The sequence below is a fragment of the Shewanella sp. MM_2022_3 genome (genome assembly GCF_022557375.1).
Taxonomy (GTDB): domain Bacteria; phylum Pseudomonadota; class Gammaproteobacteria; order Enterobacterales; family Shewanellaceae; genus Shewanella; species Shewanella xiamenensis.
On the sequence record NZ_JAKZGV010000020.1, the window covers coordinates 26,176 to 48,470 of the forward strand.

At 46.3% G+C, this 22,295-nt stretch carries 21 protein-coding genes; 10 read left to right on the top strand and 11 right to left on the bottom strand.

Annotated elements, in window-relative coordinates; genetic code table 11:
* Nucleotides 1-309 precede the first annotated feature (309 nt).
* Entirely contained in the window at nucleotides 310-744 is a 435-nt protein-coding gene (locus MMG82_RS12010) for a hypothetical protein (RefSeq protein ID WP_037420263.1), read from the top strand.
* A gap of 133 nt (nucleotides 745-877) precedes the next feature.
* Here the strand turns inward: MMG82_RS12010 and MMG82_RS12015 are convergent, their stop codons facing one another.
* The 3 genes from MMG82_RS12015 to MMG82_RS12025 all read right to left on the bottom strand — a co-directional run bounded on the left by MMG82_RS12015 (nucleotide 878) and on the right by MMG82_RS12025 (nucleotide 2,817).
* Complete coding sequence (locus tag MMG82_RS12015) at nucleotides 878-1,549, bottom strand: RluA family pseudouridine synthase (RefSeq protein ID WP_037428215.1); 672 nt, start codon at nucleotides 1,547-1,549, stop codon at nucleotides 878-880.
* Nucleotides 1,550-1,628: 79 nt separating this feature from the next.
* Entirely contained in the window at nucleotides 1,629-2,078 is a 450-nt protein-coding gene (locus tag MMG82_RS12020; RefSeq protein WP_161808784.1) for a protein disulfide oxidoreductase, read from the bottom strand.
* 124 nt (nucleotides 2,079-2,202) lie between these two features.
* On the bottom strand, nucleotides 2,203-2,817 hold the full coding sequence (locus MMG82_RS12025; RefSeq protein WP_144345057.1) for an acyl carrier protein phosphodiesterase: 615 nt from the start codon (nucleotides 2,815-2,817) through the stop codon (nucleotides 2,203-2,205).
* A 188-nt stretch (nucleotides 2,818-3,005) separates the two neighbouring features.
* On the opposite strand from MMG82_RS12025, the gene MMG82_RS12030 reads away from it, so the two are divergent.
* The 9 genes from MMG82_RS12030 (at nucleotide 3,006) to MMG82_RS12070 (ending at nucleotide 11,231) form a co-directional block, all read left to right on the top strand.
* Nucleotides 3,006-3,212, top strand: coding sequence for a hypothetical protein (locus MMG82_RS12030; protein ID WP_037420254.1), 207 nt, complete (start codon nucleotides 3,006-3,008; stop codon nucleotides 3,210-3,212).
* A 64-nt stretch (nucleotides 3,213-3,276) separates the two neighbouring features.
* Nucleotides 3,277-4,314, top strand: coding sequence for a tRNA preQ1(34) S-adenosylmethionine ribosyltransferase-isomerase QueA (gene queA, locus MMG82_RS12035; protein ID WP_037420251.1), 1,038 nt, complete (start codon nucleotides 3,277-3,279; stop codon nucleotides 4,312-4,314).
* A gap of 161 nt (nucleotides 4,315-4,475) precedes the next feature.
* The gene (tgt, locus tag MMG82_RS12040; protein WP_011622165.1) at nucleotides 4,476-5,600 is read left to right on the top strand and encodes a tRNA guanosine(34) transglycosylase Tgt; all 1,125 of its coding nucleotides are present in this window, start codon (nucleotides 4,476-4,478) and stop codon (nucleotides 5,598-5,600) included.
* A gap of 26 nt (nucleotides 5,601-5,626) precedes the next feature.
* Nucleotides 5,627-5,959 carry a preprotein translocase subunit YajC gene (gene yajC, locus MMG82_RS12045; protein WP_037420249.1) on the top strand — a complete coding sequence of 111 codons (333 nt, stop codon included), beginning with the start codon at nucleotides 5,627-5,629 and terminating at the stop codon, nucleotides 5,957-5,959.
* Nucleotides 5,960-5,976: 17 nt separating this feature from the next.
* Nucleotides 5,977-7,827 carry a protein translocase subunit SecD gene (secD, locus tag MMG82_RS12050; protein WP_240293237.1) on the top strand — a complete coding sequence of 617 codons (1,851 nt, stop codon included), beginning with the start codon at nucleotides 5,977-5,979 and terminating at the stop codon, nucleotides 7,825-7,827.
* Nucleotides 7,828-7,839: 12 nt separating this feature from the next.
* Nucleotides 7,840-8,787: a protein translocase subunit SecF gene (gene secF / locus MMG82_RS12055; RefSeq protein WP_169547924.1), complete on the top strand. Its 948-nt coding sequence runs from the start codon at nucleotides 7,840-7,842 to the stop codon at nucleotides 8,785-8,787.
* Nucleotides 8,788-9,048: 261 nt separating this feature from the next.
* The gene (locus MMG82_RS12060; RefSeq protein WP_037420242.1) at nucleotides 9,049-9,366 is read left to right on the top strand and encodes a DUF2007 domain-containing protein; all 318 of its coding nucleotides are present in this window, start codon (nucleotides 9,049-9,051) and stop codon (nucleotides 9,364-9,366) included.
* A 322-nt stretch (nucleotides 9,367-9,688) separates the two neighbouring features.
* Complete coding sequence (locus MMG82_RS12065) at nucleotides 9,689-10,600, top strand: bifunctional precorrin-2 dehydrogenase/sirohydrochlorin ferrochelatase (RefSeq protein ID WP_241406888.1); 912 nt, start codon at nucleotides 9,689-9,691, stop codon at nucleotides 10,598-10,600.
* Nucleotides 10,601-10,685: 85 nt separating this feature from the next.
* Complete coding sequence (locus MMG82_RS12070) at nucleotides 10,686-11,231, top strand: YaeQ family protein (protein WP_037420235.1); 546 nt, start codon at nucleotides 10,686-10,688, stop codon at nucleotides 11,229-11,231.
* A gap of 44 nt (nucleotides 11,232-11,275) precedes the next feature.
* Here the strand turns inward: MMG82_RS12070 and MMG82_RS12075 are convergent, their stop codons facing one another.
* The 8 genes from MMG82_RS12075 to MMG82_RS12110 all read right to left on the bottom strand — a co-directional run bounded on the left by MMG82_RS12075 (nucleotide 11,276) and on the right by MMG82_RS12110 (nucleotide 22,095).
* Nucleotides 11,276-13,705, bottom strand: coding sequence for a S8 family serine peptidase (locus MMG82_RS12075; protein WP_169547923.1), 2,430 nt, complete (start codon nucleotides 13,703-13,705; stop codon nucleotides 11,276-11,278).
* A gap of 585 nt (nucleotides 13,706-14,290) precedes the next feature.
* Nucleotides 14,291-14,689 carry a rhodanese-like domain-containing protein gene (locus tag MMG82_RS12080; RefSeq protein ID WP_037428230.1) on the bottom strand — a complete coding sequence of 133 codons (399 nt, stop codon included), beginning with the start codon at nucleotides 14,687-14,689 and terminating at the stop codon, nucleotides 14,291-14,293.
* A gap of 25 nt (nucleotides 14,690-14,714) precedes the next feature.
* Nucleotides 14,715-14,927 carry a DUF2892 domain-containing protein gene (locus MMG82_RS12085; RefSeq protein WP_037420227.1) on the bottom strand — a complete coding sequence of 71 codons (213 nt, stop codon included), beginning with the start codon at nucleotides 14,925-14,927 and terminating at the stop codon, nucleotides 14,715-14,717.
* Nucleotides 14,928-14,968: 41 nt separating this feature from the next.
* Complete coding sequence (locus MMG82_RS12090) at nucleotides 14,969-18,211, bottom strand: efflux RND transporter permease subunit (protein WP_241406889.1); 3,243 nt, start codon at nucleotides 18,209-18,211, stop codon at nucleotides 14,969-14,971.
* Nucleotides 18,212-18,246: 35 nt separating this feature from the next.
* Nucleotides 18,247-19,260 carry an efflux RND transporter periplasmic adaptor subunit gene (locus tag MMG82_RS12095; protein ID WP_172589787.1) on the bottom strand — a complete coding sequence of 338 codons (1,014 nt, stop codon included), beginning with the start codon at nucleotides 19,258-19,260 and terminating at the stop codon, nucleotides 18,247-18,249.
* 186 nt (nucleotides 19,261-19,446) lie between these two features.
* Nucleotides 19,447-20,163, bottom strand: coding sequence for an SIMPL domain-containing protein (locus MMG82_RS12100; protein ID WP_037420219.1), 717 nt, complete (start codon nucleotides 20,161-20,163; stop codon nucleotides 19,447-19,449).
* A 158-nt stretch (nucleotides 20,164-20,321) separates the two neighbouring features.
* Nucleotides 20,322-20,708, bottom strand: a complete 387-nt coding sequence (locus MMG82_RS12105; protein WP_037428235.1) for a VOC family protein — start codon at nucleotides 20,706-20,708, stop codon at nucleotides 20,322-20,324.
* 100 nt (nucleotides 20,709-20,808) lie between these two features.
* Nucleotides 20,809-22,095 (bottom strand): outer membrane protein transport protein, encoded by a 1,287-nt coding sequence (locus MMG82_RS12110; protein WP_055648746.1) that lies wholly within the window; start codon nucleotides 22,093-22,095, stop codon nucleotides 20,809-20,811.
* Between the last annotated feature and the right edge of the window lie 200 nt (nucleotides 22,096-22,295).

The window sequence follows — 22,295 nt, forward strand, 5'->3', positions numbered from 1 at the left end:
TGTAGGGCGATTTTAATCCATCTTGTTATATCAGAATCTCACTGTAAGTGGACATTAAAAGATGTAACAAGCTCATTCATACGTAATTAAATAAACCGTATTGCAACAGGTTATTTATCTTTACTTTAGCGATAGGTAAATAGTGATAAAGATCGCGTTTTTATTTTCTAATTAAGCTACACTGCCCATTAATTAATCAAGCTAAATTATCTTTTAGTTTTTAAATGTTTAGCAAATTAAATTTAACCAAAAAATTACATTTTTTGATGAGTTTGACGTAATTTGCGACTCGGGGGAGTAAAGCGGTAAATGGGTTCTATGCTTAATGTACTACCACAACTGACGTTCACTTTAGGTGAGTGGGTATTGCATAAGGATATCAGGATGTCTGGGATTGAAAAACGCCGTCGCCTACATTGGCGGGAGACAGATATGCAAAATCGTGAAATTATTGGTCGTTGGTTAGATGAGCGTCCACTGCTAGGTGACAAAATTACCCTCTATAAAGAAGCGGATAAATATTATTTAGAAACTTGGTTCAGTGATGGCTGCCATAGCTTAGATGAAGTCAATTTAACTGATACGCCACAGGGCAAAAAAGTAGAAGATGTGGGCGGTAATTTCTTCGGTGAGTATTTTATGGTAACGCCTAATATGCAACTGCAATTTTGCAACGAACAGGGCAGTTATTTTCAAGTAGATAAATTAGTTGCGGATATTGATTTTAATCAGCGTGTTGCTTAAAACGGTTGTGATTTTTTAATGGCAACTGAGTTGGGCGAATAATATTCCCTCTCAAGCTTATCCCTGTGTAGCGGGATGGTCAGGTTTGGTTAAAACAGAGGTCGCTTAACGCGACCTCTTGTATTTTTGCCGATTATTCATTGAAAGGATGCTGACTGAAAAAATGCATCCTTTTACCCGAATACGGATGGGTAAAGCTCAAGCTTTGGGCATGGAGACACAGCCTCGGTCTGGCCTTGATCACCTCAGCATTACCATAAAATTCATCCCCTAAAATGGGATGCCCAAGGGCAAGCATATGTACCCTAAGCTGGTGGGTTCGGCCCGTTTCTGGGGTTAATTCCACTAAGGTGCTGTTTTCGCGTCTTTCGAGCACTCGGTAATGGGTAAGAGCACTTTTCGCGCCAGCCGTCCCCGCCGCTTGGGTCTTTTGATAGGGTGGATGCTCGGGGTCGGGGGCGATAGCTAAATCAATTATACCTGCATCCAGCTCGACCAGTCCCATGACCTCAGCAATATACACTTTCTCACTTTGTCGATCTTGAAACTGGGTTTTTAAGTGGGATTCGGCTTTTTTATTGCGCGCAAAAACCATAATTCCTGAGGTGGCGCAGTCGAGTCTGTGCACCAGAATCGTTTCAGGATAAAGACGTTGCAGCCGAGTGAGGGCACAATCGAAGGTATGTGCGGCTCTGCCGGGATTAGACAATAAGCCCGAAGGTTTATTAATAACGATCACATCTCTATCTTGATAGCGAAGATCTAACCAAGGGACTGAAGGGGGCTGGTAATCAAATATCTGCATCGTATCCTCATCTTTTGCGTGGCCATACTAGCAAAATATCAGTTACTAAGCAGTATATTCTCAACAATGTCATGGGGCATTAAAACTGCGCTAACCATAATCTAAACTTCATCCCCCAGGTAGACGTTACTCCTGAGGTAACGTAACGAATATTTCCTTGCGTATCGATAACATAAATGGCCGGAAATGCCATCGCGCCCCAGAGAGCACTTTGCGTTCCACTATCATCATTAAGTACCGGAAAGTGATATTGATGTTCATCCATAAAGGTTTGAATCTCGCTATCACTACCTGAAGCGACGGCGACTGAAATCACCCGATGATTATGGCTGATGGTCTCAACCATCGGCGATGTTACGCGGCATACTGGACACCAGGTTCCCCAGAAATAGACTAATGTTGGCTCAGTTTGGGCTGTATTAAGTGCAAACTTGCCGCCATCAATGGTAATACCGCTTAATACTGGCGCTTGGCCTGTGACCATATCCCGTTGTAAATAGAGGCTTACCCCATAGAGCAGTAGCGCCATAATGGTGAAATCCCTAAGCTGCTTTAGCCAAAATCGAGGGCTTTGCAGTTTTTGTTTCCATCCCTTTGGATGAGGTGATTGCTCCCTTGAGCTTGCTCTTATCACTGAGATGGCCTCCTCGGGATTATTCGGGTAAATAGTCACTCGGGGTTTTACGACTCCAAATACGGGTGTAGGCCATCAACTGGGGGTAGAAGGTGCGAAAGGCGGTTTCTGTCTCAATCTGCATTTGGGCTAAAATTTTATCCGCGCCGTTAAATAAGGCACTGTGGGGATGACCTTTGGCCCTTTGGGTTAATGCCTGTTGAATGCCCTTAGGTGTGGCGTAGCCGTTTAACCAATCTTGACGGCGCATATCGGCGATAATGTCTAGGCATGGCTGAGGGTGATACACATCGCTTTGTGCGGCAAATTCTGCCAGTTCACTATAGGCTTTTTGGCTAAAATCAGGCAGTGACAGATGATGATATTCTTCCCAGTAGAAGGCTAAATAATAATCGAAACTGATGAACATCAAATCTGCTGCTATACTTGTTAACTGTTTAGGAAACAATGCGATGAGTTCTTGAGTCAACTCATGGGTCGCGCAGAGCTGATTGATTTCATGGTTTAACCACAGTCCTTGGCGTAGTGCTTGTGGGGCATTGTCTATCGACGCGGTAATAAAATTGCCTGCTAGATTGGCACCAAGGTGGGTTTTACTGATATCAGCCAGATGTAAGTGTGTAAGAATGTTCATTTTTTGTGCTTGGTTAATCGCGTTGGTTCACGTTATCATGGGCAGGCGCGCTGAGGAAAGTGCAAATAGGCAAAAATCGTGTGCTTTTGTAAGGTAGTGCTAGATTCAGCATTTCTAACAGGAGTGTAAATGCTGATGCTAAAGACAGAAAATGCGCTAATCAACTAACCTGTTAAGGATCATGGACGATGTGGAACTGGTTCATCAAAATGCTTGGTAAAGACGAGCGTCCCAAACGTAAAAAAATGCTGGTTGATATTCCCTATGAGCAACATAGTTTCAGCATCGATCATTTTGCTCGCACTCGGGCTAAATATGATGTGGATGACGCATTGAGCTCAAATACGCTCAATGAGCAGGATGCAGTGACCGATATGGATATCGTGAACAAGTAATCTTGATCTTATTGGCCTCTAACCATAGACTAGCCGCCGTTCTAAGCTATCTAGAGGCCTTTGCATGCGCGTAACAGACTTTTCTTTCGATCTTCCCGACGAACTTATCGCTCGTTATCCCATGGCGCAACGTACGGCGTCACGTCTGTTAACCTTAGATGGCAATACTGGCACGCTCGCCGATAAACAGTTTACCGATCTGCTGGAGATGATTAATCCCGGCGATTTAATGGTATTTAACAATACCCGGGTGATCCCAGCACGTTTATTTGGCCAAAAGGCCAGTGGTGGCAAACTCGAGATTTTAGTTGAGCGTATGCTCGATGATAAACGTATCCTCGCCCATGTGCGCAGCTCTAAATCCCCGAAAGTAGATAGCATTATTCATCTCGACGGCGGTTATGAGATGAAGATGGCTGCTCGCCATGACGCCTTATTTGAACTCGAACTCTTATCCGATCTCACAATTTTAGAAGTGCTCGAAGCAGTAGGGCATATGCCATTGCCACCTTATATCGACCGTCCCGATGAGGATGCCGATAAAGAGCGCTATCAAACCGTGTATAACCAGAACCCCGGTGCGGTTGCCGCGCCTACGGCGGGTCTACACTTTGATGATGTCATGCTTGAGGCATTAAAAGCCAAGGGCGTAAATATCGCCTTTGTGACTCTGCATGTCGGTGCCGGCACCTTCCAACCTGTGCGCGTCGATAATGTGCTCGAGCACAAAATGCATTCCGAGTGGGCCAATGTGCCGCAGGATGTGGTGGATTTAATTGCCCAAACGAAAGCGGCAGGCAAGCGTGTGGTTGCTGTGGGCACGACGTCTGTACGTTCACTGGAGAGTGCGGCCCGTGCAAGTGAAGGTGAGTTAACCGCTTTTAGCGGCGATACCGATATCTTTATCTACCCTGGGTATCAGTTCCAAATCGTCGATGCCATGATCACTAACTTTCACCTGCCGGAATCGACGCTCATCATGTTGGTTAGTGCCTTTGCCGGTTTTGATCATGTTATGGCGGCGTATCAACACGCAATCACGCAAAAATATCGCTTCTTTAGCTATGGCGATGCCATGTTTGTGACGAAAAAAGCTCACTAGACCAAGATTTTGTTTTAAAATAGCCGCCCACATTGAGTTTGGGCGGGTATTTTTTTCAGCCAAAGGTTGAACCTTTTTGAACTGTCCCTATCTCTATTGTTAATCAAAATGGCGCTTGCCATTAAAAATGTAGTCAGACTGTTTATCTGGCGAGGTGAATGATGAAATTTGAACTTGACACTACCGACGGCCGTGCGCGCCGTGGTCGCTTGATTTTTGAACGTGGTACAGTGGAAACCCCAGCATTTATGCCTGTAGGGACTTACGGTACGGTAAAAGGGATGACGCCAGAAGAAGTGCGTGCTACTGGCGCCGATATTCTGCTCGGTAACACTTTCCACCTGTGGTTACGCCCTGGCGAAGAAATCATGCGTAAGCATGGTGACCTTCACGATTTTATGAATTGGCAGCGTCCTATTCTGACCGATTCGGGCGGTTTCCAAGTGTTCAGTTTGGGTGACATTCGTAAGATTACTGAAGAAGGTGTGCATTTCCGCTCGCCAATTAACGGCGAGAAAATCTTCTTAGATCCTGAAAAGTCAATGCAAATTCAACATGCATTGGGCAGTGATGTGGTAATGATTTTTGACGAATGTACTCCGTATCCAGCAACCGAAGATGAAGCGCGCAAGTCAATGCAGATGTCACTGCGTTGGGCTAAGCGTTCACGCGACGAGTTTGACCGCCTGGAAAACCCCAATTCATTATTTGGGATTATCCAAGGCAGTGTTTATGAAGATTTACGCGACGAGAGCTTAAAAGGCTTAGTCGAAATTGGTTTCGACGGTTATGCCGTCGGTGGTTTGGCCGTAGGTGAGCCTAAGGAAGACATGCACCGCATTCTTGAGCATGTCTGTCCACAAATTCCTGCTGACAAGCCGCGCTATCTGATGGGGGTCGGTAAGCCAGAGGATTTAGTTGAAGGTGTGCGTCGTGGTATCGACATGTTTGACTGTGTGATGCCAACCCGTAACGCCCGCAACGGCCATCTGTTTACCAGTGAAGGTGTCATCAAGATCCGCAACGCGCGTCATCGTGATGACACTTCACCGCTCGATCCTAAGTGTGATTGTTATACCTGTAAAAACTATTCACGGGCATACCTTTACCATTTAGATCGTTGTAATGAGATTCTGGGTGCGCGTTTAAACACCATTCACAACTTGAGATACTATCAAATGTTAATGGAAGGTTTGCGCGGTGCGATTGAGACGGGTACATTAGACGCCTTTGTGAAGGACTTCTATACCAGTCAAGGTCGCGAAGTACCAGAGTTAGTCGATTGATTTTTTGCTAATAAGAAGAGAAAACTATGTTCATTTCAAATGCATATGCAAATGCTGCTGGCGCTCCACAGAGTGGTGGCACTATGGAATTGATTTTCATGCTGGTGATTTTCGGCCTGATTTTCTATTTCATGATTTTCCGTCCGCAATCGAAGCGTGTTAAAGAGCACAAAAACCTGATGTCATCACTTGGAAAAGGTGATGAAGTGCTGACCAGCGGCGGCATTTTAGGCAAGATTGCAAAGATCAGCGATGACAATGACTACGTGTTACTGAGCTTGAACGACACGACTCAAATTACAATTAAAAAAGATTACATTGCAGCTGTATTGCCTAAGGGCTCTATCCAGTCGTTGTAAGCCAAGAGGGCTCAGGCGTGTTAAATAAATACCCAATGTGGAAGAACATTATGGTGGTGCTTATCATCGCCATAGGTTGTTTCTATGCCGTACCTAACCTGTTCGGTGAAGATCATGCGGTGCAAGTAGTGGCGACTCGAGGTGCTGAAGTCACGGCATCTACCCAAGCCAGAGTGAACGAGCTGTTAGCCAGTAAGGGCATTGCGGTAAAGCGTTCTGAGCTTGAAAAAGGCCAATTGTTGGTTCGCGTACAAAACGCGGATCAACAGTTGTTGGCCAAGGAAACCATCGCCGAAGACTTAGGTGATAAGTTTACCGTAGCACTTAACCTTGCCCCTGCAACACCTAAATGGCTCGAGTCTATGGGTGGTAGCCCAATGAAACTCGGTTTGGACCTTCGTGGTGGTGTGCACTTCCTGATGGAAGTGGACATGGGCGAAGCCATTCGTAAGATGGAAGAAGCCAAAGTGGCTGATTTCCGTTCACAATTACGGGAAGAAAAAATCCGTTACGCGGGCATTCGCAACAATGCTCAAGGTATCGAGATTAAATTCCGTGATGCTGAAAGTTTAGCCAGTGCAGAACGTTTCTTAAAATCTCGCAGCAACGATATGGTGTTCACCGATGTGAGCAAGGGTGAAGATTTTGCCCTGCAAGCCGTGATGAGCGAAACCTATCTCAAGCAGATTAAAGAAGAAGCGTTGCAGCAAAACATTACCACTATCCGTAACCGTGTGAACGAGTTAGGGGTAGCTGAGCCTGTGGTACAACGCCAAGGTGCTGAGCGTATTATCGTTGAGTTACCAGGTGTACAAGATACTGCTCGCGCCAAGGAAATTTTAGGTGCAACCGCATCGATTGAATTCCATATGGTGGACGATAAGGCTGACCCTAATGCGGCGCAATCTGGCCGTATACCCGCGGGTTCTGAGGTGTATCAACGCCGTGAAGGTGGTCAAGTGGTGCTGAAGAAGGAAGTGATGCTAACGGGTGATCATATCACTGGCGCACAACCCAGCTTTGACCAATATAGCCGTCCACAGGTAAGCATTAACCTCGACGCTAAAGGCGGTACCATTTTTTCTAATGTGACTAAGGACAATATCGGTAAACCGATGGCGACCTTATTCATTGAATATAAAGACAGTGGTGAACGTAACGCCGATGGCAGCGTCAAAATGCTGAAAATCCAAGAAGTGATTTCAGTAGCGACGATTCAAGCACGTTTAGGCCGCAACTTTGTGATCACTGGGTTAAGCCACGGTGAAGCACAAAACCTCGCGTTATTGCTACGTGCGGGTGCTTTGATCGCGCCAGTATCGATTGTGGAAGAGCGTACCATTGGTCCAAGCCTAGGTGCGGAAAACATCGAAAGCGGTGTGCAAGCCATGATCTGGGGTATGGCAGTCGTGCTTATCTTCATGTTGGTTTACTACCGCAGTTTTGGCTTTATCGCCAACTTGGCCCTAACGGCAAACCTAGTGATGGTGGTTGGGGTGATGTCTATGATCCCTGGCGCCGTATTAACCCTGCCAGGTATTGCGGGTATGGTGTTAACTGTGGGTATGGCGGTTGACGGTAACGTACTGATTTACGAGCGTATTCGTGAGGAGTTACGTGCAGGTCGCAGTGTGCAGCAGGCCATTCACGAAGGTTACGGCAACGCATTCTCTACTATCGCCGACGCTAACATTACTACCTTCTTAACAGCATTGATCCTGTTCGCCGTAGGTACGGGCGCGATCAAAGGCTTCGCTGTGACCCTGATGATCGGTATTGCGACATCAATGTTTACCGCTATCGTGGGAACCCGCGCAATCGTTAACGCGATGTGGGGCGGTAAGCGCGTGAAGACGCTGTCTATCTAAGGGGAAGCGATAATGTTAGAAATTTTATCTTTAAAACGTACGGTTAACTTCCTCCGTCATGCGCTGCCTATCAGTATTATGTCGGCCATTTTGGTATTGGGTTCGCTTGTTTCTCTGGCAACTAAGGGTATCAACTGGGGCTTAGACTTTACTGGCGGTACTGTGGTTGAGATGGAGTTCACTCAACCTGTTGATTTGAATGTGTTGCGTACAAAACTGTCATCGCCTGAATTAGATGGCGCGATTGTGCAAAACTTTGGTTCAAGTCGCGACGTGTTAGTTCGTCTGTCGGTGAAAGAAGGCGTGAGCAGCGATGCTCAGGTTAAATCTGTGATGACAGCTGCTCAGCAAGTAGATGCAGGCGTTCAACAAAAACGGGTTGAATTCGTCGGTCCTCAGGTGGGTAAAGAACTGGCAGAGCAGGGCGGTTTAGCCGTGTTAGTTGCACTAATCTGTATCATGATCTACGTGTCGTTTCGTTTCGAATGGCGTTTGGCTGCGGGTTCAGTCGCGGCATTGGCCCATGACGTGATTGTGACCTTAGGGGTGTTTTCAGTATTTCAACTGGAGTTTGACCTAACAGTATTAGCCGGTCTGTTAACCGTTGTGGGTTACTCACTGAACGATACCATTGTGGTATTTGACCGTATCCGTGAAAACTTCCTCAAGATGCGTAAGAGCGATCCTGAAGAAGTCGTGAACGTTTCAATTACCCAAACCATGAGCCGTACCATTATCACGACGGGTACGACGCTGGTGACAGTTGTGGCGCTGTTCCTGAAGGGCGGCACCATGATCCATGGCTTTGCGACCGCACTGTTACTGGGTATTTTCGTTGGTACTTACTCTTCTATCTATGTGGCGAGTTTCTTAGCGATCAAACTCGGCATTTGCCGCGAGCATATGATGCCAGTTGAGATAGAGAAAGAAGGTGCAGATCAACCACCGATGATGCCGTAAATGGGCCTCAAATTAATCTATTTTAGATACCAATATTGTTGATAAAAATGCCACTTTTAAAGTGGCATTTTTTTCGCCATGATTACTCACTTTCGATAATCTGCTATCAAACTCACAACTTTATAGTGACTAATGCTGTAAAACGTAAATGTTAAATTGATTAACAACTGGCGTAAAAAACAGCACTCGACAGGCTCAGTTATTTCACTGTAGGATGTCGGCTGCCGCTATTTTTAAAAGATAAATGCAGTAGGAAGTCGCATGGAAGAACGTAAAACATTAATTGCTGGTGGAAACCTATTACAGGCCCATACATGGAAGGGATTATTAGAAGCCTGCGGTATTCATGTGGAGTTGCGTGGAGAGGCCTTGTTGGGTGGCGTCGGTGAGTTACCTGCCAATCTTCACAATGTTGAGCTTTGGGTTCGAGAGTCGCAGTTGGCTAACGCACAAGCGCAATTAAGCGGCTTGGATGTGGTTAGTCCCCAATGGCAATGTGTACAGTGCCATGAGATGAATGAGGGCAGCTTCGAATTGTGTTGGCATTGTAGTGCTGAGCGTAGCGAGAGCCATAATTAATTTACTCATCAATCCATCTATCGTCGGGATCCATATTCCCGACCATCATTGCATATTTTTATTTAGATAAAAATTTTCTAACTTATTCATATTATTAAGTATTTATTGTTGAGTATCGTGTTAATCTACGCTGACTTATCATTTAGTTAGTACGATAAGATATGCCTGCATTATTCTGTCAGATAATGCGCTTATTCATAATGTTGAGTTAACGCTGTTTATAATCAGAGCCCTGATTTTTATATAGGCCAAAACAGATGTTAACCCTGTGCATGAAAATAATTGAAGTTTGTTTTTACTCAATATTTATTAGGCTTATACGATGCAATATTTCCCGTTATTTATTGATACCGTTAATCTGAATGTGCTGCTTGTTGGGGCAGGGGATGTAGCGAGTCGTAAACTTGCCTTGCTGACGCGTACCGAAGCGAATATCCATGTTATTGCGCCAGAGGTAAATTCTGAGGTGCAAGCCTATGCTGATAAGGGACGGATATTATTGTCACAACGATCAGTCGTGCAGGCTGATATTCAAAATTACGATCTTATTTATCTCGCAACGGCCAACGATAAACTCAATAGTGAATTAGCGACCTTAGCCACTGAGCGTGGCATATGGGTCAATGCCGTGGACAATCCCGCTTTTTGCCGTTTTATTACGCCGTCCATCGTGGATAGAGGGCGCCTTGTTGTGGCGATCAGTACCGCAGGGGCCGCGCCTGTATTTGCCCGTACCATCCGAGCGAGATTAGAAACTAGTCTACCGCAATCCTTGAAACCGCTATTTGACTTTGTGGCCGACAAACGTATCGAAGTACAACAACGCCTCACCAAAACCGCGACGCGTCGATTATTTTGGGAACGTTTTTTCGATACCAATGGTGATAGGTTTGATGCACGTACGCTAGAGCATTACCAAAATGCTTTTAACCATATCGTCAGCCGTGGAGAAATCCTGTTATTGGATGAGGCCACCCCCGTCGAGTTATTGCCGCTGGCGGCCATGCCGTTATTGCAGCGCCTCGACTGGATTTATAGCCAAGAGACCTTAACGGATGAATTATCAGAATTAGTTCGCCGTGATGCTAACCGCGGCGGATTACTCGCTCTGAGCGAAATAACTCACGAATATGAGCAGGGCACAAGAATGCTGATTGTTGCCGATACTCAGAAAATTAATCAGCTAAAGGCCCACTTTCCTGTCGCGAAGCATTTACGCCCCGGTGCGATTTAGTCTTCTTTATCGTAGTTTGTTTGAGCTGACGGCGAGTCTTAGGTAGACTCGCCGTTATTTTTTATCATTAAGCTTAGGATTTACTATGGCGCTTAAAGCGACCGTGTTTAAGGTCAATCTTCAGATCGCTGATATGGACCGGGGATATTATCAAGATCATCAACTGACGTTAGCTCAGCATCCTTCGGAAACCGATGGTCGCATGATGGTGCGTTTGCTGGCTTTTATCCTCAATGCTTCCGAGACCTTAAGCTTTACTAAGGGATTGTGTGTGGATGACGAACCCGAACTGTGGGATAAGAGTCTCTCAGGGGAAGTAAACCTGTGGATTGAGTTTGGCCAAGCCGATGAAAAATGGCTGCGTAAGGCGAGCGGCCGCGCGAAAGCGGTGCAGCTGTTTACCTACGGCGGACGTAGTGTTCCTATTTGGTGGAAACAGAATCAAGCGGCATTAGAGCGCTATAAAAATTTGAAAGTATGGAATATTGCCGAAGAGTCAGTGACGGCGATGGAGGCGTTAGTGAGCCGCACTATGTCGCTGCAAGCGTCTATCAGTGAAGGGCAAGTCTGGCTATCTGACAATGAGCATAGTCTGCTTATCGAACCAGAGATGCTTAAGGATTATCAATAATAAAAGAGCCTGTGATTGCAGGCTCTTGTGTTAATTCGCTGTGATTATTGGAATTTCAATTCCCAGCTATCGATATAGCCTACGTCACCACGGCCGCTATCTACCGCTTTAAGTTTCCACACACCGCTTGACTCAACGCCAGTCATATCCACTGTGTAGCTCTTGTTGATATTGTCAGTGCCAGAACCTGTTCTATTGTGCAATGTTGAAGTTTGACCACTTGGGCTGATGAGCTGCACTTTTAAGTCACCAATATAAGGGTGAACAATATTCACCACGGCAGTCACTGTGCCTGAGTTACCCGTGCGAGTCACTGTGATTGGGCTCGTGATACCTGCGGTCTTGTTATCAGGAATATTGTAGTTATCGGTGTTGGTGTAGCTTGCTGGCGTGGTAGGAGTACCACCACCGCTTTGGGCTGTGTAGCTTGCGGTTAACGATACACCGCTAAAGGCTGAATAGCCTTTCACCATCGCGTAGTAAGTACCTGATTGAACGTTGCTGATTGGGCAAGATTCACTGTTACCACCTTTGTATGGACGGCAATCGTAGTTTGAGGTCGTTGGCGCTGCGCCGTACTGTACGTACAGATCCGCATCACCCGTGCCACCGTTCATCACAAAGCCTAAGTTAGTTGCACCCTGTGGTACTTCAAAAGAGAAATGCAGTTCTTCACTGGCGGCGCCGCTTAGACCTGTTTTTGGCACACCGTTCACTAACACGCTGTCAGTTGGTGTAGGGTCAACCGGATCCGTAGGACCATTACAGGACGCATCTAAGAAGGTTTTCGCTGCAACGGCATTGACCAGACCATAACCATAGTAATCATCACGGCCAGCTGTGCCTAAGTCTTCAGCCGTTTGCTTGAGTGCATTACGCACCTGAGCAGCGCTACATTCTGGGTGATAGCTCCACACTAAGGTTGCTACGCCTGACACATGTGGAGTCGCCATCGATGTACCGTTGTAGTACTCGTAGTCTTTATTACCTTGGTTGCTTACGGTAACGGTTGCACCTAACTGGTTACGCAGTGCTAGACCGGTTGCACGGTCAACAGACACTGACACCATGTTGATTTCGCTGTTAGCATCGACCAAGAAGGGGTTTTGTAGTCCAGGTAAGGCGGTGTTACTGTACACGATAACAGCGCTAGCGCCCGCATTCTTACAGGCTTTTACCGCATTGATTTCTGGATAAGAAGTGCCTTGGTTACCCACTCGCTCAACTAGACAGACTTTGTTGGTCATATTGCCGCAGTTGAAGGTTGAGCCGCTAACCGTACATTCGGCTAAGGTTGCGGTTGCCGTGCCATTGTATGGATTGGGCGCATAGTTAGTGCCTGATGGCGTAAAGCGATTGTGTGGCACAACGCCGGAGTTAAAGTATGACTGACCACCGATAGTAATATCGGCTAAACGTCCTTCACCGCGTGTAACGGTAGAGAGAATGGCTTCACCAGGACCCGAGATCTCGACTTGGTTGGTGTATTGCGAGAAGGCTGAGTGGTCTTTGTGATTATCAACAGACGCTACTGACATTACCGCATCGTACGAAGCGGGGTAGCTATGGGTATTGTTACCATCGTTACCCGCAGCGGCAATCAAGAGTACGCCGTTATTGTAGTGGGCGGCTAAGGCATTGCGCTCGGTTGTGCTTGAGCCTGCGCCACCTAAACTCATGGTGACCACATTGGCGCCATTATTAACACAGGTATCGACCGCGGATACGAGTGAAGATGAGTAACCCCAGCCAGCTTCATTAAATACTTTAATCACATGGATATTGGCATTTTGATTTGGCATCACGCCAATCACGCCGTCGTTGTTGGCGATCGCCGCGATAGTACCAGCAACGTGAGTACCATGGGCATTGTTATTGCCAGGTTCAAACCAATTACCGGTGCCGGAGTTATTGGTACCTGTGACATTGTTACCGCTTAAGTCGCTGTGACCACGGTCATAACCTGAGTCGATAATACAGATGGTGCGGTTACCCGCTTGGCTATCGCTTAATTGAGTAGCACCCACAAAGGTTTGCCCCCAAGGGGTTGTTTCACTTAAAAAGCGGCGTGGCATGTCTTCTTCCACATATTCCACATCGGCGCGGGCTCTTAATGCCTTAATGCCATTGTTATCCAGCTTAACTGAGTAGCTGTTACTGCGGCCAATACGCTTCATTTCTTTGGCTTGCGCCTTGTTCAGCACACTGTGCTGGGCGCTAATTTCAGCCACTTGAGGCTGGTAGTTCATGGTGGTGGGTAATTGGTCGCTGACTTGAGCACTATCGACAGACATCAGAGCGGGGGCATCGGCATTTTTAAATTTAACGATATAGCGCTTAGGCAAAGGAGAGGTCTGTGCTTGCATCGCCGCGTTGAAACCCGGTACGTCGGGGGCAGCATGAACACTTGCTGAAATTGCAATAGCTAAGCTGGATAAACTCAGGGCTATCTTAGTGGTTCGATTGATTGTCATGTTTTTCTTCCATGTTCAATTTAGAGTTAATCATTATTATTTTGTGCTTTTAAAGAATAACTACGACTCAGATGCTACTCAGTTAGTGAATTTATCTTTCGTGTAAGCATTTGTAAATTAAATGTTAATAGTATGGCGGTTGGTAAAATTGCCTGAGGTAATAAGCGGATTTATTGAATAAATAATCAGTTGTTACAACTTGTAACGAATGTGTTGGCACTATTTATGTTTATTTATGTGGAAAAGGTGAATAAGTAAAAGTGAATTCTAGCGGCTTTAACAGCGAATAATGAGTTAGGATGATTGTTTAAGTGGTTGAAATTTAAATTTATAATTTTTTGGAATTAAAAGATGAGAAATATATAGTATTTTTAAGCGTTTGATGTTGAGTTTAATTCAAGTGATTGATTATGCAATTTTATTGAGTTAATGCGTCGGTGGTTTGGCATTTGCCAATTTATTGGCTTTTATGCATGAGCGCAACAGGATAATCGACTAGTGAGTGGTGGGTGAGATACATGAATCTCGGCAGAAATATAAAAAAGCGCCAACAGGCGCTTTTCCATCGTGAATCGAAACAGCAAGTTACTCTGTTTTAGGCTGAGCGTCGGCTAAGGTCTGATAACCGCCACCGTTATAGGTTTGAGTGTAACCCGCCGCGACTAAGGCTTCGGTCGCGATACTGCTGCGTCGACCGCTGCGGCAATACAACACCACTGGCGCATCTTTGGCGATACCGCGTTTAGCGAATTCTGCGGCGACTTGCTCAAAGGGAATATTAACCGCATTGGCTAAATGGCCCGCGGCAAATTCCTCAGGGGTGCGAACATCAAGCACCATGGCCCCAGCAGCGATTTTCTCCCATGCTACTTGAGGCTGTTGATCTGCCGCATTTGCTGCATGAGGTACTATGGAGAGTGACAAAAGACTCAATAGGGCTACTCCAAGTAATTTTTTACTGCCAAACAGTAACTTGTTAAACACTGACTTTCTCCTTTGCAAATCTGCATTAACGTTGTTTAGCGATTTCAGCTTCGGATTTGACGCCGAGTTTGCGTAATACCATTGCCGCTGGGCAAAAACCCGTGAAAGCGCTTTGGAATAGGTTAGCGCCTACGAAGGCGGTTAACCACAAAAAGTTATGGTGAACAAAAGCGGTTAATACCAAAGACAGTAACACCATAAATCCGGCAAAGGCCATAATGCTGCGTTCGAGTGACATAGCTTGCTCCTAGAGGCAGCGCGATGGCTGCCTATTGTGGGTTAATCGGCTGTTTGAGTTAAGTTTATGCGATTTTTCATCGCCGCGTAGTAAAGCACAGGGATCACGATTAGGGTCAGTAAGGTCGAGATAAAGATCCCGAAAATCAGACTGATCGCAAGCCCATTGAAAATCGGATCATCCAAAATAAACAGGGCGCCAATCATGGCCGCCAAAGCGGTCAGCATAATCGGTTTGGCTCGCACCGCACCCGAGTGGATCACTGCGCGCTCAAAGGGTACACCTGAGGCGGTTTCCTGATTGATAAAATCCACTAATAATATCGAGTTACGGACAATAATCCCCGCTAAGGCAATCATGCCAATCATCGAGGTGGCGGTAAATTGCGCACCAAGCAGGGCATGGCCCGGCATCACTCCAATCACCGTCAGTGGGATGGGCGCCATAATGATAAGCGGCACGAGATAGGATCTAAATTGGGCGACGACCAATAAGTAAATTGCAATCATGCCCACGGCATAGGCGATACCCATATCTCTAAAAGTTTCATAGGTGATCTTCCATTCCCCGTCCCAAAGTACGGCGACAGAGTCTAAGCCTGTTGGTTGGTGGATATAATGCTGATCGAAACCTAAGCCACCATCGCCGTCGATTTTGCCCGCCATGTCGAACATGCCATAGAGCGGACTGTCGAGCGGGCCTGCCATATCGGCAACCACCATCACCATAGGGATCATATTCTTATGGATAATAGGGGCATCGATTTTACCGCGCTTGATGGTCACCAGCTCAGACACGGGCACGGATTGCCCAGTTTGGCTTTGTAACTTCATGTTTAGCACTTGCTCTAAATCGATTTTCGCCCCTTCTTGCAGTTGCAGGCGGATAGGCACGGGGTGTTTTTGCTGAGCAATATGCAAGTAGCTTACATCCTTACCGCCCACTGAGGTCGCAATTAAATCAACGATATTGCTATAGGGCACTGCCATCAGGCTAGCTTTCGAGCGGTCGATCATCACCTGCCATTTTTGCTGTGCTGCGGGCAAGAAAATATCAATATCGACAATATCTTGAGTCTCACGGAACAGTGACTGCAGATCATAAGCTGCTTGTTCACGAATCGTAGGGCTTGGGCCATAGACTTCGGCCACAATCGGCGACCAGACTGGTGGGCCTGGTGGTACTTCAACCACTTTTATATTGGCTTGATATGGCGCACCAATTTGCTGTAGTTCCTCTCTCACTGAGAGTGCAATGCTATGGCTATCGCGTTTGCGATGCTTTTTATCGACTAAATTGACCTGAATATCGCCTAGTTCTTGGCTATTACGCAGGAAATAGTGACGCACTAAGCCGTTAAAGTTCATTGGCGCATTGGTGCCAGCATACAGCTGCAAATGTTCCACCTCAGGCACAGTGGCAAGGTAACGACTTAAATCCTGAAGTACGCGCTGGGTTTGTTCCACTGGTGTGCCTTCTGGCATGTCCACCATCACTTGGAACTCTGACTTATTATCGAAGGGCAGCATCTTTAACACCACGAGCTGACCTATGGGCAAGGCCACGGCGATACCGATCAATACAAATACACCCGCAGCGAGTCCAATCCGTGCTTTACGGGCGCCTTTACCTAATAGGAAGGGGCCAATTAGACGGGTAAACAGGCGCACCATTTTACTTTCATTTATCGCGGCATCGTCGCTGTGGACAGTTTCGGTCGCTGGGCCACTATGGTGTTTGAGCAGCTTACGGCTTAGCCAGGGCGTGACCACAAAGGCAACCACAAGGGAGATCAGCATGCCCATACTGGCGTTGATGGGAATCGGGCTCATGTATGGGCCCATTAATCCTGACACAAATGCCATGGGCAGCAGGGCGGCGATAACCGTAAAGGTGGCGAGAATCGTCGGGCCGCCGACTTCATCCACCGCAACGGGGATGAGTTCACTAAAGGATTTTTTACCCAGCGCCATATGCCTGTGAATGTTTTCCACTACCACAATGGCATCGTCGACCAAGATCCCGATGGAGAAAATCAGCGCGAAGAGTGACACTCGGTTGAGGGTAAATCCCCACGCCCATGAGGCGAATAGAGTGATCGCCAAGGTGATAATAATGGCGACACCGACCACTAAGGACTCGCGGGCGCCCATGGTTAAAAATACCAATACGACAACGGCGCTGGTGGCAAAAATCAGCTTAAGAATAAGGGTGTTAGATTTATCCGCCGCCGTCTCACCATAGTTGCGCGAAACAGTCACTTCGACATTGCTGGGGATCAATACATTCTTGACCTTAGCAATGCGAGCAAGCGTTGCATCGGCGATATCGACAGCGTTTTGCCCCGGTTGTTTACCTATGGCAATCGTCACCGCAGGGTAAATATCTGTCTTGTCACTGTGCCAAACGCTTTGAGTGGGAATATCACTCTTTAAACTGATGTCGGCGATATCGGCCAAATAAACAGGGGTAGGCTTGCCGTTTTTATCCTGCGAAATACTCACAACGAGCTGTTTTACATCGTCTATTGTTTGTAAAAATTGCCCAGCCTGAACCTTAATCTCTTGATTACCTTGTACTAAAGACGCAGGCATCGAGATGTGATTATTGTCATTTAGGCTTTGTCTCAACTTGTCGTAGGTAAGATTAAAGCTATTCATTTTGGCGGGATCGATGCGTACATTGGCCACTATCTCATGTTGGCCGACGGTGTATATCTCCCGCGTGCCAGGGATACGCTTGATTTCGGTTTCTAACCCTTGCGCAACATGGGTCAATTGTTCGGCCGAGACCTGTTTGTCCTTGGACCAGAGTGTTAGGCTGACAATAGGCACATCATCGATACCGCGTGGTTTAATCAATGGTTCGCCAACACCCGCGCCCTGCGGCAGTTTATCCATATTGGAATAAATCTGGTTGTAGAGACTCACTATGGCATCATTGCGGGTAACGCCGACTTTAAAGATCACAATGATCATGGCGCCATCGGGTTGGGAGAAAGAATAGAGCGTGTCTATCCCTTTGATTTCAGATATCACTTGCTCGGCTGGCAGGGTGACTAAGTTTTCAACTTCGGCCGGAGTGGCGCCAGGAAAGGGGATAAAGACATCGGCAAAGGTAACGTCAATCTGTGGTTCTTCTTCCTTTGGGGTCACTAAAATCGCAAATAAGCCGAGCAATAAGCCTAAAAGTGCCAGCAGCGGTGTGATGGCACTGTTTTGGAAGGCGGCCGCAATTCGACCAGAAATGCCAAGTGACGTCGAAGATTCAGTAGCGTGTTTCATTCAACAACCTCATCAAATTGATATCGCTAGGGAATTTATTGCTTTTGCTCAAGCAACACTTGGTAAGCATCCATGGCGACAATATCTCCGGATTTAAGTCCTGCGAGTATTTCCACTTCACCATTGACAGGTTCTGATACTCGTACCTGAGTGAGTACAAATTGCTCGCCTTTTTTCAGGTAAACGCTACTGAGTTCATTCATAGTGATTAGCGCTGAGATCGGTAGCTGGATTTTTTCTCGCTCGCCATTTTTAAACAGCGCCTTGGCCCAAGTTCCGGGTTGCAGGTTAGGTTCATCCTTTGGCAGGTTAATCCGCACTTGATAGCTATGGCTCACGGGATCGGCAAAGCTAAAGATGGTGAGGTCCTTAGAGAGGATTTCACGACCATCATTTAAGCGTACTAAAAATTCTGGGGCGCTTTTTAGCTGTTGAATATAGCGTTGTGGCACTTGGGTGATAGCGCGCATTTGGCTTGGTGAAAATCCAGAGAGTAGCGGCTGACCGACAATCACGGTTTCACCTAATTCGACTAAACGCTCGGTAACAATCCCGCTAAATGGGGCCGATACCACAGTATATTTGAGAGACTCAGTCGCCTTGATAACCCGCGCCTTAGCCGCACTCACGGCTTGTTCGGCAGCTTTAGCATTGGCGGTTGCTTCATCCATAGCGCCTTTTGAAATCGCGCCTTGGGGAAAGAGTTCTTTGTAGCGTTTATATTGTGCCTGCGCCTCCACATTTAGTGCGGTGGCTTTGGCGAGATCGGCTTCATAGCTTGCGAGTTCAGCGCCTTGCTCTTTACTAGTTATCTCGAGTAAGGCTGCGCCTTCTGGTACCACATCATTGACATCGTAGTTGAGTTTGACGATACGCCCTGAGGTTTGCGCTGATACCGTGGCAGCTTTTACCGCCTCAATATTGGCATCTAAAGTCACCCAATTCGCGTAGGGTTTGCTCATCACTTCGAGAGTTTCTAAAGAAGATGCCTGCGTCGTGAAGGTAGAAAATGCTAATAATGTGAACAGAGTTCGTGATATTGCTGCCATAACAAATCATCCCAAAAGTAATTCATGAGTAAATTCTAATGGAGTTGGTTTCAATAGGCAATCAATATTTATTAGAAAAATTTAATGTAATCGGTTTCACTAATATAGGGGAAAGGCGAATGCGTTTTCCCTTACATCAATCGCCATCGTCATCATTTTTAAGCCGCAATCAGAGCGGCTTAAATATCAGTCGTTTAAATAATAGGTCAGCGTAGAAACAATGCGAATTTGTTTTATATAAGGCGTGCTGCTGTCACGATCGGAAATCGTGAACTGGCCTTGGCTGGCACTCTTAATCTTACCCAGACGCGATTGTGAGTCCTTAGCAAACTTTTCAGCCACTTCCCGCGCATTTTGCGTTGCTTCCTGCACCATGGTCGGTTTGACATCATTGAGCGCCGTAAATAAAAACTCAGTGCGGTTTTCATAGTCTTGGCTGGCGATAGCAATGCCTTCTTTAACTAAGTTTATCATTTGCTTACGGGTGCTTAGCATGAGATCAATTTGTGAGGTATAGACAGAGAGATTAATCTTAGCCGAGTAACGATACCTGACATTGGGGTCGACATAGCCTTGGGCTTGACGATCTTCAATGGATGGCAATGACACCGTAATCTCACTGTCGCTAAATCCACTTTCTTTAAGGAAGGCGACGACTCTGTCGGTTTTTTGCTGAACAGTTTCATAAAGTTTAGGGAGGTTGTTGTCGACCTCAGTAAAGTTAATCGGCCAGATAGCGATGTTGGCTTTGACTTCTTTTTCTGCAAGACCTTTTACGGTGACTGTGCGTTCTAGTGCTTTCATTTCTAGTAGCGCTGAGCTGGCGCTTTGTCCAACATAAACCATGCCAGCACATAAAAAACCACCGAGCACGATGGCGGGAAGTAGATAATTGCGTTGCATAACAGACTCTCTTGATAGAATTCCTTCAGATACCTTACTTCAATTAGCTAGCTTTGTGCATAGGCAAATGCCTAACACATTCAACTTTATACTAAATGCTCAGGTGTTATTCAGGATTAGCGTCATGCTGTCGCAAAAGTGGCTTGTAAGTTAATCTGTTAGCTCATGGGTGGGATTGCACTAGGTTGCCACAATTCGACTTTATTACCATCGGGGTCAATAAACCAGCCGAAACGGCCGAATTCAGAGTCTTCAATATCGCCGATTTGCTCGCCGCCACCCTGCGTGACTTGAAGTAGGGCTTGCTCAAGATCGTCCACGATAAAGTTCACCATAAAGCTTTTATTCGTGGGGGCAAAATAGGTCGTGTTATCGTCAAACGGTGTCCATACATGGTAACTCGGGATGGATTTATCACTATGATAGAACGCCGCGCCTCCCCAGTTTTCAATAGGGATCTCAAGGTGAGTTTTATACCAGGTTGCTAAGGCAACGGGATCGGTACTTTTGAAGAAAATACCACCAAGTCCAATGACTTTTGCCATAAGGGTTATAGAGTGAGAGGAATATGGATTAACTTTAGGCAATAAATACGCAAGATACAAAAAAGCCGCAAAAATGCGGCTTTTTTGTGTTCGAAACAGCTTAGAACTGGTAGCTGTACTGTACTGAGTAGTACATACCGCTTGATTCTGTTACTGCGTTCACAGGGCCTGTGATTGCGCTGTTTTCAATCAGGTGAACTTCTTCACCCTTAATAAAGGCAATACCAAAGTCAAGGGTGTTTTGTGGATTGATGTGGTAGCTCATACCTGCTGTGTACCAGTTACGGTCAGAGTCTGGGAATGAAATCGAACTAATCTCATCTACAACGCCTTGGTCATGCATATAACCCGCACGAACGGTGAATTGTTCGTTGATGGTGTAAGTACCACCTAAGCTGAATAACCATGAATCTTTCCATTGGTATTCTTTAAGGGCGATATCACCTACGCTTTTAGTGGCGCCTACAGCTGCAATTGTTGCTGTACCGTCTTTAGCTGTGATTTGATCAAAGTTGCCCCACTTACTGTATTGCGCGGTATAGTGCAGTGCAAACTTAGGTGTAATCTGATGGAAGCCCGCAACTTGGAAAATATCTGCTAGCGGTACATCTAAACTATCAAAACTGGTCGTAACAGGAACCGTACCCACACCAGGTATTGTTGTTGAGGTGATGGTGTTGATATCCCCTTCAACATTGACCGTTGGGCTGAAACGGTAGCTGATACCGAAGCGGTTATCCTTATCTAACTCAACTGTGGCACCCACGATACCACCAAATGCCCAGCCGTCTGCGTCTACGTCAACCAGAGGTGTTGCGCCCGCGTTACGGGTTAAACGACCTTCACCATAGACGGCATCTACACCCGCACCTATGCTGAACATATCGTTGATGCGGTAAGACACGCTGGCGTTAAAGTTGACCGTTGTTACTTCTGTTTCACCAAGCAGGTCGAAAGGCGCAGCAGGCTTGTTTTTAGACAAAGAGCTTGCGTCAGTACCTGTACCAAAGTTAGAGAATGCGGCAAAACCCACGGCGAATTTATCGTCGATAGGGTGGATGTAGAAAATGTTTGGGATAACTTTAGAGCTACCCGCATCGTCGATGCTGCCTAAGTCAACGGCGCCACCGGCAAAGTTAACGTCTTTAACGTCAACAGTAATATCGGCATAGGTTAAGCCGAAAGAGATCGCATCTTTATCAAATAATGCCATCGCTGCGGGGTTACGCGATAACACGGAAGCGTTGTCAGCAATAACAGCATCACCTGCAAAAGCACGACCCATACCCGTGGCCGATTGACTGTTTAATTGGAAACCCGAAGCGAAAGTCTGTGAGCTCGCCAATGCAACAGCAACAGCAAGCAACGTCTTGTTGAATGATTTCATTATTATTCTCTCATTATTTTGATATTGGATTTTGTTCGGTCCTAGTTACCAGAACAACGCGCAAATCCTTTTATAGTCTTCGGCATGTTAGGGATTGTGTGTAATCTCAACAAGTCCGACCAGATTTGAAATTTGTTAAATTTCAGTTAATTAAAACTGAGTTGTACTTTAGCTTGAACGAATGGTCTGGCCAGATGCTT

Coding starts and splice junctions, on each gene's coding strand:
- yajC (WP_037420249.1), top strand. CDS start 5,627: ATGTTCATTTCAAATGCATATGCAAATGCTGCTGGCGCTCCACAGAGT.
- MMG82_RS12010 (WP_037420263.1), top strand. CDS start 310: ATGGGTTCTATGCTTAATGTACTACCACAACTGACGTTCACTTTAGGT.
- MMG82_RS12085 (WP_037420227.1), bottom strand. CDS start 14,927: ATGTCACTCGAACGCAGCATTATGGCCTTTGCCGGATTTATGGTGTTA.
- MMG82_RS12100 (WP_037420219.1), bottom strand. CDS start 20,163: ATGCAACGCAATTATCTACTTCCCGCCATCGTGCTCGGTGGTTTTTTA.
- MMG82_RS12110 (WP_055648746.1), bottom strand. CDS start 22,095: ATGAAATCATTCAACAAGACGTTGCTTGCTGTTGCTGTTGCATTGGCG.
- secF (WP_169547924.1), top strand. CDS start 7,840: ATGTTAGAAATTTTATCTTTAAAACGTACGGTTAACTTCCTCCGTCAT.
- MMG82_RS12070 (WP_037420235.1), top strand. CDS start 10,686: ATGGCGCTTAAAGCGACCGTGTTTAAGGTCAATCTTCAGATCGCTGAT.
- MMG82_RS12060 (WP_037420242.1), top strand. CDS start 9,049: ATGGAAGAACGTAAAACATTAATTGCTGGTGGAAACCTATTACAGGCC.
- MMG82_RS12095 (WP_172589787.1), bottom strand. CDS start 19,260: ATGGCAGCAATATCACGAACTCTGTTCACATTATTAGCATTTTCTACC.
- queA (WP_037420251.1), top strand. CDS start 3,277: ATGCGCGTAACAGACTTTTCTTTCGATCTTCCCGACGAACTTATCGCT.
- MMG82_RS12025 (WP_144345057.1), bottom strand. CDS start 2,817: ATGAACATTCTTACACACTTACATCTGGCTGATATCAGTAAAACCCAC.
- MMG82_RS12030 (WP_037420254.1), top strand. CDS start 3,006: ATGTGGAACTGGTTCATCAAAATGCTTGGTAAAGACGAGCGTCCCAAA.
- MMG82_RS12090 (WP_241406889.1), bottom strand. CDS start 18,211: ATGAAACACGCTACTGAATCTTCGACGTCACTTGGCATTTCTGGTCGA.
- MMG82_RS12065 (WP_241406888.1), top strand. CDS start 9,689: ATGCAATATTTCCCGTTATTTATTGATACCGTTAATCTGAATGTGCTG.
- tgt (WP_011622165.1), top strand. CDS start 4,476: ATGAAATTTGAACTTGACACTACCGACGGCCGTGCGCGCCGTGGTCGC.
- MMG82_RS12015 (WP_037428215.1), bottom strand. CDS start 1,549: ATGCAGATATTTGATTACCAGCCCCCTTCAGTCCCTTGGTTAGATCTT.
- MMG82_RS12020 (WP_161808784.1), bottom strand. CDS start 2,078: ATGGCGCTACTGCTCTATGGGGTAAGCCTCTATTTACAACGGGATATG.
- MMG82_RS12075 (WP_169547923.1), bottom strand. CDS start 13,705: ATGACAATCAATCGAACCACTAAGATAGCCCTGAGTTTATCCAGCTTA.
- MMG82_RS12105 (WP_037428235.1), bottom strand. CDS start 20,708: ATGGCAAAAGTCATTGGACTTGGTGGTATTTTCTTCAAAAGTACCGAT.